Origin of the sequence: Pseudomonas sp. Sample_22, from assembly GCF_004307635.1 — a bacterium.
Lineage (GTDB): Bacteria > Pseudomonadota > Gammaproteobacteria > Pseudomonadales > Pseudomonadaceae > Aquipseudomonas.
In genome coordinates this window covers 40,644-52,048 of the sequence record NZ_RCNY01000010.1, presented here as the reverse complement: position 1 = coordinate 52,048, position 11,405 = coordinate 40,644, and the positions used below count along the sequence as shown (strand labels likewise).

Genomic DNA, 11,405 nt, shown 5'->3' with positions numbered 1-11,405 from the left:
CGCGCCTGCTTTGGGAGCAGGATGTCAGGAGTTCGAATCCCCTTACCCCGACCATTTTTGGGTCGTTAGCTCAGTTGGTAGAGCAGTTGGCTTTTAACCAATTGGTCGTAGGTTCGAATCCCACACGACCCACCATTTTTGAAACCAGTTAGCGCTGGGATCGAATCTTAAGATCAGACGCCAAAAGCTCTGTTCGCAGAAGGCGCCTTTCGAAGGTGCCTTTTTTTTACCGGGGTATAGCGCAGTCCGGTAGCGCGCCTGCTTTGGGAGCAGGATGTCAGGAGTTCGAATCCCCTTACCCCGACCATATTAAAAATCCTCGTATCGAAAGATACGGGGATTTTTTTTGTCTTCGAAAAACGCTCTCGAACACCATAAAAACTTGTGGGAGCTGGCTTGCCAGCGATTGCGGTGGGTCATTCAGCGAAGATGTCGACTGAGACACCGCAATCGCGGGCAAGCCCGCTCCCTCAGGGATTGGCGTGTTTTAGTGCAGCTTGAGCCGTGGCTCAGTCCCACGTCCGATCTTGCTGCCCAGCATCAGCATTGCCGTACGGAACGGCCCGTACAGCGCCATCTGGTGCATACGATACAGCGAAACGTAAAACATCCGCGCCAACCAGCCTTCAAGCATTACGCTGCCGGTGAGGTTGCCCATCAAATTACCGACTGCCGAAAAACGCGACAGCGAGATCAGCGAGCCGTAGTCGGTGTACTTGTATTCCGGCAGCGTCTTGCCTTCGATCCGTAGCTTCAGCGATTTGGCCAGCAGTGACGCTTGTTGGTGCGCAGCCTGGGCTCGCGGCGGTACGTTGCGGTCGCTGCCCGGCTGCGGGCAGGCGGCGCAGTCGCCGAAGGCGAAGATGTTCTCGTCGCGGGTGGTTTGCAGGGTCGGCAGCACTTGCAGCTGATTGATGCGGTTGGTTTCCAGGCCGTCGATGTCCTTGAGGAAACCCGGTGCGCGAATCCCCGCCGCCCAGACCTTCAGGCTGGCCTTGATCACGTTGCCGTCGGCGGTGATCAGGCTGTCGGCCGTCACTTCGCTGACCGCTGCGTTGGTCATCACGTTGACCCCGAGTTTCTCCAGGGTTTTATGCACAGGCCCACCGATGCGTTCCGGCAGCGCTGGCAGTACCCGTGGACCGGCTTCGATCAGGGTGATGTGCATGTTTTCCGGTTTGATCCGGTCCAGGCCATAGGCTGCCAGCTCATGTGCCGCGTTGTGCAGTTCGGCGGCCAGTTCGACCCCGGTGGCACCGGCGCCGACGATGGCCACGCTGATCTGCTCGACTTTGTCGGTCTGCCCGGCATGGGCGCGCAGGTAGTGGTTGAGCAATTGCTGGTGGAAGCGTTCGGCTTGTTTGCGGGTATCGAGGAACAGGCAGTGCTGGGCCGCGCCCAAGGTGCCGAAGTCGTTGGTGGTGCTGCCGACGGAGATCACCAGCGAGTCGTAAGGTACTTCGCGGGCGGGCACCAGTTCCAGCCCGGCTTCGTCATAGGTGGCAGCCAGCTGGATTTTCTTGTTCGCACGATCGAGCCCGCTCATGCGCCCCAACTGAAACTCGAAGTGGTTCCATTTGGCTTGGGCAACATAGTTGAGTTCATCTTCGGAGGAGTTCAGCGACCCGGCCGCCACTTCGTGCAACAACGGTTTCCAGATGTGGGTCAGGTTCGCGTCGACCAGCATCACGCTGGCCGTACCGCGCTTGCCCAGAGTCTTACCCAGACGGGTAGCCAACTCCAGACCGCCGGCGCCGCCGCCGACAATGACAATACGATGGGACATGGGGATAACTCGCAAGGCTAAAGGAAATCGGTGCAATTACCCGTGCGAGCGTGAGGCAGCTCATAGCGTCAGGTAACTGATAAGTCGGCTCAACAGGCCCAAACCAATGGTCACTGCCAGCACCAGCACAAGGAGCATCCACGGCCGGAAAGGTCGGCGCTCGACTTGGTGCTGGGACAGTTGCAGGTACTCTTCGACATGCTTTTGGTCGTCGGGGTTCAGGCGGCTGGTCATAAAGGCCTCGTCAGGTAGACGTTGCTGAGTGTGTAGAAGCTACAGGCTGATTCAACGAACGTTGAACGGAGCATAGCCGGTGTCCGGAACAGGCTCGACGCTCAGCGTATCGTCCAGACGGATGATGCCACTTTGTAACACTCGGGCAGTGATCCCGCCATGTCCGCGTACGGCCTGAAATGTCCCTGGGCCGAGGTTGTTTTGCAGGCGAGCGCACGGTTGGCACCAGCCGGTGGTTTCGAAAATCGCCTGGCCGATGCGAAAGCGCCGGCCCTTGAGACTGAACAGGTTGATTCCGCTGATAACGAGATTGCGCCGCAGATCCTCAGGCTTGACCGGTCGATCATCCGGGCGGCCCATCAATGAGCTGATCACAGCCAGATGCTCCCACTGAATCAGCGTCACCTGCCGCGCATTGCGCACACCGGGACGTGCGCGATCACCGGTCAACCCGGCCTCGAGCCGGGCTTCCACGGCATCCAGTTCGATCATTGGCACGTGCGGTGCCGGGCGCACGCCGATCCAGCGAACGCGGCCGGTTTGCGGGACTTGGGCAATCAGTTCCTGCAATGGACTCACAGGCTGATCCCTACATCGAACACGATGCTGCGTCCCAGATTGCTGCGCAGAAAGTCCGGTGCATCGGGATGGGCGAACAGCACACGGGCGAATGTAGGCCCCACCAGCGACAGCGAGCGCCAACCCTGGCGCAGGTACTCGGTGGGCGGCGGGAAATGGCTGTTGAGGTCCAGCACCTCGCGCTTGAGGCTGGCGAAGGCAATGATGTCCAGTTCGCCCAGGTCCATGCCGCGTTCTTTGTAGTTATGCGCCTTTTTGCGCAAGGTCGGCGCCAGCCGCAGCAGGAACTCGTTGGCCGGGATGCGTCGTGGCTTGGCCTCGCGACGCACCAGTTGGCTCAGGGAAAACGCACTGCGTCGACGTTGCAGTTCATCGCGCCACTCATCATTGAGGCGCCGGCCCTCATCGAGCACGAAGAACACTTCGAAACTGGCATCGCGAAACAACACATCCGGCGGTTCCCCGGCCGGGGCGAATTCGTCGGCGCGATAGGGAATGTTCAGCCCTTGCAGCAGGCGTTGGCAGACCCAACGCTCACGCTCCCATTTGCGGGCATTGGACAGGAACGCGTTGGCTTGCTCGGCCGCGATGGTCAGCAGGCGTAAGTAATCTGAGTCATCCATAGGCCCAAGCTTAGCGTCCAAATGTGTTCGCAAAGAAGACAATTTGTCGCGGAGGGCCGATTCCTCACGTTTCCATGCCCGTTTCAGGGCGCTGCACAAAACGGATAGTGATCTGCGCGCACTGGATATTGCCGCGTATCCGCTGGCTCTACCCTCGGCTGTACGGACGTAAGCCGTGTTACCGACGCTCTAAAAAAACAACAACAAGAGATATATGCCATGCGCAAGATCGACGTACATGAGGTTATCGACAACGCTCGTTTCAACCGCTTTCACTGGATGGTGCTGTTCTGGTGTGCGCTGATCATCATCTTCGACGGCTACGATTTGGTAATCTACGGCGTGGTCTTGCCAATGCTGATGAAAGAGTGGGGGCTCAGTCCCCTGCAGGCCGGTGCTCTGGGCAGCTATGCCCTGTTCGGCATGATGTTCGGCGCACTGTTCTTCGGCCCGTTGTCTGACCGGATCGGCCGCAAGAAAGCCATCACTCTCTGCGTAATACTCTTCAGTGGCTTCACCGTGATCAACGGTTTTGCACGAAACCCCACCGAGTTCGGCATTTGCCGCTTCATTGCCGGCCTCGGCATTGGTGGCGTGATGCCCAATGTCGTGGCCCTGATGAACGAGTACGCACCGAAAAAAATCCGCAGCACACTGGTAGCGATCATGTTCAGTGGTTACTCGGTGGGCGGCATGTTGTCCGCTGGGCTGGGCATTGTGCTGATCCCGAGTTTCGGCTGGCAGTCGGTGTTTTACGTAGCGATCCTGCCGTTGCTGTTGTTGCCGCTGATCATGTATTTCCTGCCGGAGTCGGTGGGCTTCATGTTGCGTCAGGGGCGAAATGAAGAGGCGCGCAACGTTCTGCAACGCATTGATCCCGCTTACGTCGCGCAAACGTCTGATCAATTGCACATGGCTGAAGTGAAGGGCACGGGCACTCCGGTGTTGCAGCTGTTCCGCGAGGGCCGTGCGTTGCGTACGCTGATGCTGTGGCTGGCGTTCTTCTGCTGCCTGTTGATGGTCTACGCGTTGAGTTCCTGGTTGCCGAAGCTGATGGCGAATGCCGGTTACAGTCTGGGTTCGAGTTTGTCGTTCCTGCTGGTATTGAATTTCGGGGCGATTTTCGGCGCTGTGGGCGGCGGGGTATTGGGCGACAAACTCAATCTGCCGAAAGTGCTGGCGGGGTTTTTTGCCATGGCGGCGGTGTCGATCACCCTGTTGGGCTTTAACAGCCCGATGCCGGTGTTGTACCTGCTGATCGCCATTGCCGGCGCCACTACCATCGGTTCGCAGATTCTGTTGTACGCCTGCGCCGCGCAGTTTTACTCCATGACCATTCGATCCACCGGCCTGGGCTGGGCTTCGGGCATCGGACGCAACGGCGCCATTGTCGGTCCGCTGCTGGGCGGTGCCTTGCTCGGAATCAGCCTGCCCCTGCAACTGAACTTCATGGCGTTTGCCGTGCCCGGTGCGGTGGCGGCCCTGGCCATGACCGTGTTCGCCATCAGCAGCCGTCGCAGCGCCTTGAGCGTCAGCCCGGCGCTGCCAGCGACCGGTGCCTGAGTCATGAAACGGTTTTTCCAGGACTTCTCGCTATCAGCGGCCGTGGCTGGATTCATCGCCACGGTGATTTCCTACGCCGGGCCGCTGGTGATCATCTTTCAGTCGGCTGAAGCGGCAGATCTTTCTCGGCAAGTGTTGTCGTCCTGGATCTGGGCGATCTCCATCGGCAGCGCTGTGCTCGGAATCGGTTTGAGCCTGCGCTACCGCGTCCCGGTGATCATCGCCTGGTCGGCGCCGGGCTCGGCGTTGCTGGTGGCGCTGTTGCCGGAAATTTCCATGGCGCAGGCGGTCGGCGCTTATCTGGTGAGCAGCCTGATCATTTTCCTGGTCGGCATTTCCGGAGCTTTTGACCGGATCATCAGCAAGCTTCCCGCCGCCATTGCCGCGGCGATGCTGGCGGGGATCCTGTTCAGTTTCGGTACCGGGTTGTTTGTGTCGATGCAACACAAGCCGTTGCTGGTGCTGACCATGTTTGCCAGCTACCTGGTGTGCAAGCGGGTGATGCCGCGTTATGCGGTGATGATGGTGTTGCTGGTGGGCTGTTCGATTGCCGCATTCACTGGCGATTTGCATCGTGAAGCGTTGGTGATCGGCCTGGCCACGCCGGTGTGGATCACGCCCGAGTTCAGCCTGGGTGCAATCCTGAACATCGCCTTGCCGCTGGTGATGGTGGCGCTGACCGGTCAGTTCGTGCCCGGTATGGCGGTGCTGCGCGCCAGCGGTTATCCGACGCCGGCCAGCCCGATCATCGCCAGCAGTGCGCTGGGCACGGCGCTGCTGGCGCCGTTCGGTTGCCATGGGCTGAATCTGGCGGCGATCACCGCCGCGATCTGCACCGGTCGCGAAGCCCACGAAGACCCACGCAAACGCTATGTAGCCGGGGTTGTGGGCGGCCTCTGCTACCTGCTGCTCGGGATCTTCGGTGCCACGCTGGTTTCGCTGTTTTCGGCGTTCCCCAAAGAGTTGATCGCGGCGCTGGCCGGGTTGGCGTTGTTCGCCGCCATTGCCTCGGCATTGGCGGGTGCGATGGCTGTGCCGAGCGATCGTGAAGCCGCGCTGGTGACCTTTCTGATCACGGCCTCGGGCATGTCTTTGTTTGGCTTGTCCGCGGCGTTTTGGGGATTGATTTTCGGCATGGTCACCCATGCGCTGTTGAACGTCCGTCGCGAATCCGATGCAACTGAAGCTCTTCAACCTGTCGATCAAAAACAATAAGAGAAAGGCAATGAAACAGAGTCTCCCAACAACCGGTTCAGCGTTGTCCCTGGCTTTCGTCTCGGGTTTTTCCACGGACGCAATGGCCGCAGAAAAAGGCTTTATCGAAGACACCACAGCGACGTTGCAGGCGCGCAACTATTACTTCAGCCGTGACTATTCCGACATCGTCGGCGCCAACCGGCAATCGAAGGCCGAGGAGTGGGCGCAAGGCTTCATTCTCAATGTGAAATCCGGTTACACCCAGGGTACCGTCGGCTTCGGTGTGGACGTCATTGGCCTGCTCGGCCTCAAGCTCGACAGTGCCCCTGACCGGACCAATACCGGTTTGTTGCCGGTGCAGGACGACGGCCGTGCGGCGGACAACTACAGCCGTCTGGAGGGCGCATTGAAAATGCGCTACTCCAGAACCGAGCTGAAAGTCGGTGAGCTGCAACCCAATCTGCCGGTATTGGTGTTCAGCGATATTCGCCTTCTGCCTCCGAGTTACCAGGGCGCAAGCATTACTTCCAACGAGATCAATGGCCTGACCCTGCAAGGTGGTCATTTGCGTTCAACCAGCCTGCGCAACGAGGCTGGCGATGAGAAGATGCAAGCCATGCTTGGCCACGTTCCGCAGCGTCAGGCCAGCAGTGACGGGTTCAATTTTGCCGGTGCTGATTACGCCTTCAACGAAAAGCGCACCTCGGTCAGCGCCTGGTACGGTCAGCTGGAAGATATCTACAACCAGCGCTTCCTCGGTCTGAAGCACAGTGAGCCTTTGGGCGACTGGATTCTCGGCGCCAATCTCGGTTACTTCGATTCGCGTGAGGACGGCAAAAAGTTACTGGGCAACATCGACAACCAGGCGCTCTTCTCGTTGCTGTCGGCCAAGCGTGGTGGCCATACGTTTTACGTCGGCTATCAGGGCATGTTCGGCGACAGCGCGTTCCCACGGGTGTTTGCCAACATCTCGCCGCTGGGCAACGAAGTGCCGACCTACGAGTTCGCCTACACCGATGAACGTTCCTGGCAGGCGCGCTATGACTATGATTTCGCGGCGCTCGGGGTTCCGGGGTTGACCAGTACCGTGCGCTACATCAGTGGTAACAATGTCGATACCGGGCAAGGCTTCGAAGGCAAGGATCGCGAGCGAGACCTGGACATCGGCTATGTGCTGCAGAGCGGCAGTCTCAAGGGTTTGGGCATACGCGTGCGCAATGCCATGGCGCGATCCAACTACCGCAGTGATATCGATGAGAACCGCTTGATCTTCAGTTACACCTGGACCTTGTTATGACGCGCTGATCACAGGTTACTGGTGCAATCACCCATGACGTCATAGGTCACACGATGGGTCTGGCCCTGATGGTCGATGTACACCATGGTCGCCGGTACAACCCCGCAGGCGGTCGCTGTGTCGGACACCGAAACCACCTTGGCGATGTCCAGTGGCTGCGCCGGGTTGTACATCACCGCGGCAGGTTGGTTGTCGGCAGCCATGGCCGAGGTGGCGATGACGGTCAGCAACAGGCTGATCAACGTTTTCATGCTGGCGTGCTCCGGTTCGGTTTCATGGATAAATTTTAGTCTTCGCCAGCGTCCGATAAAGGGGCGAATGCCGGATGCAGTCTTGCGTAAAACGTAACAATCACGGCCTGCTCTGTGCAGCGTTGGCGAAATTGTTCGCCAGGTATGAGGCGGTCATCGACGATCTGCAGCATTGGGCATGAGATCGAAAGGGGCGGTGTAGACTGGAGGCCTGTCCGCCTACGGCAAGAAAAGGGAGTGCGCCCCGTCATGATCGGTGCCGAGTTACTGTCTTGCGCAACCCTCACCGTGGGTTGGTTGATCTACGTACCGGTTTTGATTTGGGCTGCTGCGCGTGCGCCTTGGGTCGAACTGTTCACCGACAGTCGTCGCCAGCATTTGCTGTTCGGCACGGTGTTCGCGTTGTTTCTGTTGTGGTTGGTACGGCGCGATTTCGATACCGGCGTGTCTTACCACTTCATCGGCATGACGGCGGTGACCCTGCTGCTGGACTGGCCGCTGGCACTCGTCGGCGGGTTGGTGGCGCAGATGGGGCTGGTGCTGCTGGGACGTCAGGACCTCGCTGCCGTCGGGGTCAACGGCGCCTTGTTGATCGCCTTGCCGGTGCTGGTGACCGAATGCTGCGCAATCCTTGTGGAGCGCGCGCAGCCGCGTAACCCCTTTGTGTACATCTTCGTTTCCGGATTTTTTGCGGCGGCTCTGTCGGCGTTACTGTGCCTGCTGCTGGCGCTTTGGTTGCTGTGGTTCGACGAACGTTTTGCCATGCCGTACTGGCTGGAAGACTTCGTCGGTTACCTGTGGCTGATCATTTTTCCGGAGGCATTCATCAACGGCATGGTGGTCAGCGCGTTGGTGGTGTTCTGTCCCGAGTGGCTGGAGACCTTCAACCGCACGCGCTATCTGTCGGCGCCGTGGAAGGACGACGATCCCAAGTCTTGATGAGCCCGGGATCGTCGTTGCGACGGCTCAGTGGCGCGGATCGAAATCGCCGCTGAACAGTTCGTCCTCGGCATCGGGGGCGACCGGAATTTTATGCTCTTCCGACGCCCAGGCGCCGAGGTCGATGAGTTTGCAACGGTCCGAGCAGAACGGCCGGAATTTACTCTCTGCGCTCCATTCCACAGGGGCGCCGCAGGTCGGGCATTCGACGGTTGGGGTTTGGCTCATGACTGGCCTCCACGCAAAGTTAGGTAAAAGTGATGCAGGCGTTCGACCTCGCTGTGCAGCCAGGCGAGGTCGCGGTCATTGACCACCACATCGTCGGCATGGCTGATGCGATCCTGACGGCTGGACTGCGCCTTGAGAATCGCCTGGACCTGCTGTTCGCTGGTCTTGTCGCGCTGCAAGGTGCGTTCGATCTGTAGCTGTTCAGGGGCATCGATGACCAGCACCCTTTGGGTCATCGCGTATTGGCCGGACTCGATCAGCAGTGGTGATACCAGGATCGCGTAAGGTGATTTTGCCAGTGCCAGGTGATGGGCGATTTCTTCACCGATCAGCGGATGCAGCAAGGCTTCCAGCCAGCGACGTTCATCCGGGACTTCGAAGATCAGATTGCGCAACGCGGCGCGATCCAGTTGGCCATCGGCCTGCAATACGCCGGGGCCGAAGTGTTCGGCGATTTTCGCCAGCGCTGGCCGGCCCGGTTCCACCACCCAGCGTGCGGCGTGATCGGCATCGACCGCGTGCACACCCAGGTCGATGAAATGCTGGGCAGCCGCGCTTTTGCCGCTGCCAATGCCGCCGGTCAGGCCGAGAATCCAGGGTTTTTCCACAGGGGTATTCATTTCAAACCGACAAACTGCCAATAGAAGTCGGTTATTTGACCACCCCAGAGCAAGGCAATCCAGCCGGCAATTGCCAGATAGGGGCCAAAGGGGATCGGCGTCGACGTTCTGGCGTTGCGCACACGCAGGTAAATCACGCCAACAACAGCGCCCACCAGGGACGACAACAGGATCGTCAGCGGCAGAATCTGCCAGCCGCCCCAGGCGCCAAACATCGCCAGCAGCTTGAAATCTCCATGACCCATGCCGTCCTTGCCAGTGAGCAGCTTGAACAGCCAGAACACCGACCAGAGCGCCATGTAACCGGCAATCGCGCCCCACAACGCATCAGGCAACGGCACGAACAGAGCGAAACTGTTGACGATCAACCCCAGCCACAGCAAGGGCAGTACCAGCACATCCGGCAACAGTTGGTGCTCGGCGTCGATCAGGCTCATGGCCAACAGGCCCCAGCTGAGGGCTAATGCCATGCACGCTTGCCAGCCGAAACCGAAATGCCAGGCAATGAATGCCGACCCGAGGCCGCAGGCCAGTTCGATCAGCGGATAACGCTTGCTGATCGGTGCTGCACAGCCAGAGCAGCGCCCGCGCAGGAACAGGAAACTGAGCAGTGGAATGTTTTCCCACGGGCGAATCCGGTGGCCGCACTGTGGGCAATGGGAGTGCGGCAGCATCAGGTTGAACGTCGGCAGCGGCGATTCGCCGGGCAGGCCGAGGATTTCATGGGCCTGCACGCGCCATTCGCGCTCGAGCATTTTCGGCAGGCGCCACACCAGTACGTTGAGAAAGCTGCCGACCAGCAGGCCGATCACCCCGGCGATCACTACGAACGCCAGCGGGTGTTGAATCAATATTTCGCTCAAGGGCATGTCAGATCGCTGAACCGAGTTGGAAGATGGGCAGGTACATGGCAACCACCAATCCCCCGACGATAACACCCAGCACCACCATGATGAACGGTTCCATCAGGCTGGTGAGGTTATCGACCATGTTGTCGACCTCGTCTTCGTAGAACCCGGCGACTTTGTCGAGCATGTCATCCAGTGCACCGGACTCCTCGCCGATGGCGGTCATCTGCACCGCCATGTTTGGAAAAATGCCGGATGTACGCATGGAGAAATTCAGCTGCATGCCCGTCGACACGTCTTGCTTGATGCGCAGTACCGCACGCTTGAACACGATGTTGCCGGTGGCCCCGGCCACCGACTCCAGGGCTTCCACCAACGGTACGCCGGCGGCGAAAGTGGTCGACAGCGTGCGGGCAAAACGTGCCACGGCGGACTTGTACATCAACGTGCCCACCAGCGGCAGCTTCAGCAGCCAGGCGTCCGTGCGATCGCGAAAGCCCTGTGACGTCCTGAAGGCGTGGCGCACTCCAAAAATCGCCGCAATCAGCGCGCCGAGCATGACCCACCACCAGTCCTGCATGAACCGTGAAAGGCCGATGACCATGACGGTGAACGCTGGCAGTTCGGCACCGAAGCCTTCGAACACCGACTGGAACTGTGGCACCACCTTGACCAGCAAAATGCCGGTCACGATGATCGCGACGAACACCACCACCAGCGGGTAGGTCATGGCTTTCTTGATCTTGGCCTTGAGACTTTCGCTCTTTTCCTTGTAGGTCGCTACCCGTTCCAGCAGCGTATCCAGCGCGCCGGCCTGCTCACCGGCGTCCACCAGGTTGCAGTACAGCTCATCGAAGTATTGCGGTTTTTTGCGCAAGGCGGCGGCGAAGCTGTTACCCGCCGCGACTTCCTGTTTCACCTCGTCCACCAGCTTGCGCATCATCGGGTTGTCGAAGCCTTCGCCGATGATGTCGAACGATTGCAGAAGCGGTACACCGGCTTTCATCATGGTCGCCATTTGCCGGGTGAAGAGGGCAATGTCGTGGGCCTTGATGCGTTTGCCCATGTCGAAAATCGACGTGGTTTTCTTGCGTACCTTGCCGGGGTTGATGCCTTGCTTGCGCAGTTGGGCCTTGACCAGCGCCGGGTTCTGCCCACTCAGCTCACCGCTGATTTTAGTGCCTTTGCGGTCTGTGCCTTCCCAGGCATACACGCTGATTTTCGCTGCCTTGACCGCCAT

At 59.4% G+C, this 11,405-nt stretch carries 13 protein-coding genes and 2 tRNA genes; 6 read left to right on the top strand and 9 right to left on the bottom strand.

Annotated elements, in window-relative coordinates:
* The first annotated feature begins 59 nt into the window (after nt 1-59).
* Nucleotides 60-135, top strand: a tRNA-Lys gene (locus D8U73_RS01630).
* Nucleotides 136-230: 95 nt separating this feature from the next.
* Nucleotides 231-307 (top strand) — tRNA-Pro (locus D8U73_RS01625).
* 180 nt (nt 308-487) lie between these two features.
* Here the strand turns inward: D8U73_RS01625 and D8U73_RS01620 are convergent.
* The 4 genes from D8U73_RS01620 to D8U73_RS01605 are packed head-to-tail and all read right to left on the bottom strand — an operon-like array spanning nt 488 to nt 3,222.
* Nucleotides 488-1,786, bottom strand: a complete 1,299-nt coding sequence (locus tag D8U73_RS01620) for an NAD(P)/FAD-dependent oxidoreductase (protein ID WP_130903551.1) — start codon at nt 1,784-1,786, stop codon at nt 488-490.
* A 60-nt stretch (nt 1,787-1,846) separates the two neighbouring features.
* Nucleotides 1,847-2,020: a DUF3094 domain-containing protein gene (locus tag D8U73_RS01615; protein ID WP_007970531.1), complete on the bottom strand. Its 174-nt coding sequence runs from the start codon at nt 2,018-2,020 to the stop codon at nt 1,847-1,849.
* Nucleotides 2,021-2,071: 51 nt separating this feature from the next.
* Nucleotides 2,072-2,599, bottom strand: a complete 528-nt coding sequence (locus D8U73_RS01610; protein WP_056855645.1) for an MOSC domain-containing protein — start codon at nt 2,597-2,599, stop codon at nt 2,072-2,074.
* Entirely contained in the window at nt 2,596-3,222 is a 627-nt protein-coding gene (locus tag D8U73_RS01605; protein WP_007970534.1) for a DUF1780 domain-containing protein, read from the bottom strand. The genes D8U73_RS01610 and D8U73_RS01605 overlap by 4 nt, the downstream gene beginning before the upstream one ends.
* Before the next feature lie 219 nt (nt 3,223-3,441).
* Between D8U73_RS01605 and D8U73_RS01600 the strand changes: the two genes are divergently transcribed.
* From D8U73_RS01600 to D8U73_RS01590, 3 genes are read left to right on the top strand one after another with little or no spacing between them, the layout of a single operon-like run.
* Nucleotides 3,442-4,785 (top strand): aromatic acid/H+ symport family MFS transporter, encoded by a 1,344-nt coding sequence (locus D8U73_RS01600; protein WP_056855644.1) that lies wholly within the window; start codon nt 3,442-3,444, stop codon nt 4,783-4,785.
* A 3-nt stretch (nt 4,786-4,788) separates the two neighbouring features.
* Entirely contained in the window at nt 4,789-6,000 is a 1,212-nt protein-coding gene (locus D8U73_RS01595) for a benzoate/H(+) symporter BenE family transporter (protein WP_130903550.1), read from the top strand.
* Between the two features lie 10 nt (nt 6,001-6,010).
* On the top strand, nt 6,011-7,279 hold the full coding sequence (locus D8U73_RS01590) for an OprD family porin (RefSeq protein WP_056855642.1): 1,269 nt from the start codon (nt 6,011-6,013) through the stop codon (nt 7,277-7,279).
* 8 nt (nt 7,280-7,287) lie between these two features.
* On the opposite strand, the gene D8U73_RS01585 is transcribed toward D8U73_RS01590, so the two are convergent.
* On the bottom strand, nt 7,288-7,530 hold the full coding sequence (locus D8U73_RS01585) for a DUF2790 domain-containing protein (RefSeq protein WP_056855641.1): 243 nt from the start codon (nt 7,528-7,530) through the stop codon (nt 7,288-7,290).
* A gap of 249 nt (nt 7,531-7,779) precedes the next feature.
* Here D8U73_RS01585 and D8U73_RS01580 point away from each other — a divergent pair, with 249 nt between their 5' ends.
* Nucleotides 7,780-8,469 (top strand): energy-coupling factor ABC transporter permease, encoded by a 690-nt coding sequence (locus D8U73_RS01580; protein ID WP_056855640.1) that lies wholly within the window; start codon nt 7,780-7,782, stop codon nt 8,467-8,469.
* Between the two features lie 27 nt (nt 8,470-8,496).
* On the opposite strand, the gene yacG is transcribed toward D8U73_RS01580, so the two are convergent.
* Genes yacG through D8U73_RS01560 form a run of 4 tightly spaced genes read right to left on the bottom strand, consistent with a single transcriptional unit; the run spans nt 8,497 to nt 11,405 of the window.
* Nucleotides 8,497-8,697, bottom strand: coding sequence for a DNA gyrase inhibitor YacG (gene yacG / locus D8U73_RS01575; protein WP_056855639.1), 201 nt, complete (start codon nt 8,695-8,697; stop codon nt 8,497-8,499).
* On the bottom strand, nt 8,694-9,317 hold the full coding sequence (gene coaE / locus D8U73_RS01570) for a dephospho-CoA kinase (RefSeq protein ID WP_056855638.1): 624 nt from the start codon (nt 9,315-9,317) through the stop codon (nt 8,694-8,696). The genes yacG and coaE overlap by 4 nt, the downstream gene beginning before the upstream one ends.
* Complete coding sequence (locus D8U73_RS01565) at nt 9,314-10,186, bottom strand: A24 family peptidase (protein WP_056855637.1); 873 nt, start codon at nt 10,184-10,186, stop codon at nt 9,314-9,316. The genes coaE and D8U73_RS01565 overlap by 4 nt, the downstream gene beginning before the upstream one ends.
* Nucleotide 10,187: 1 nt before the next feature.
* Entirely contained in the window at nt 10,188-11,405 is a 1,218-nt protein-coding gene (locus D8U73_RS01560; protein ID WP_056855636.1) for a type II secretion system F family protein, read from the bottom strand.

Excerpts from the sequence above, each read along its gene's own strand:
- yacG (WP_056855639.1), bottom strand. The coding sequence starts at position 8,697 with ATGAGCCAAACCCCAACCGTCGAATGCCCGACCTGCGGCGCCCCTGTG.
- D8U73_RS01615 (WP_007970531.1), bottom strand. The coding sequence starts at position 2,020 with ATGACCAGCCGCCTGAACCCCGACGACCAAAAGCATGTCGAAGAGTAC.
- D8U73_RS01605 (WP_007970534.1), bottom strand. The coding sequence starts at position 3,222 with ATGGATGACTCAGATTACTTACGCCTGCTGACCATCGCGGCCGAGCAA.
- D8U73_RS01595 (WP_130903550.1), top strand. The coding sequence starts at position 4,789 with ATGAAACGGTTTTTCCAGGACTTCTCGCTATCAGCGGCCGTGGCTGGA.
- D8U73_RS01590 (WP_056855642.1), top strand. The coding sequence starts at position 6,011 with ATGAAACAGAGTCTCCCAACAACCGGTTCAGCGTTGTCCCTGGCTTTC.
- D8U73_RS01585 (WP_056855641.1), bottom strand. The coding sequence starts at position 7,530 with ATGAAAACGTTGATCAGCCTGTTGCTGACCGTCATCGCCACCTCGGCC.
- D8U73_RS01580 (WP_056855640.1), top strand. The coding sequence starts at position 7,780 with ATGATCGGTGCCGAGTTACTGTCTTGCGCAACCCTCACCGTGGGTTGG.
- D8U73_RS01600 (WP_056855644.1), top strand. The coding sequence starts at position 3,442 with ATGCGCAAGATCGACGTACATGAGGTTATCGACAACGCTCGTTTCAAC.
- D8U73_RS01560 (WP_056855636.1), bottom strand. The coding sequence starts at position 11,405 with ATGGCGGTCAAGGCAGCGAAAATCAGCGTGTATGCCTGGGAAGGCACA.
- D8U73_RS01620 (WP_130903551.1), bottom strand. The coding sequence starts at position 1,786 with ATGTCCCATCGTATTGTCATTGTCGGCGGCGGCGCCGGCGGTCTGGAG.
- D8U73_RS01565 (WP_056855637.1), bottom strand. The coding sequence starts at position 10,186 with ATGCCCTTGAGCGAAATATTGATTCAACACCCGCTGGCGTTCGTAGTG.
- coaE (WP_056855638.1), bottom strand. The coding sequence starts at position 9,317 with ATGAATACCCCTGTGGAAAAACCCTGGATTCTCGGCCTGACCGGCGGC.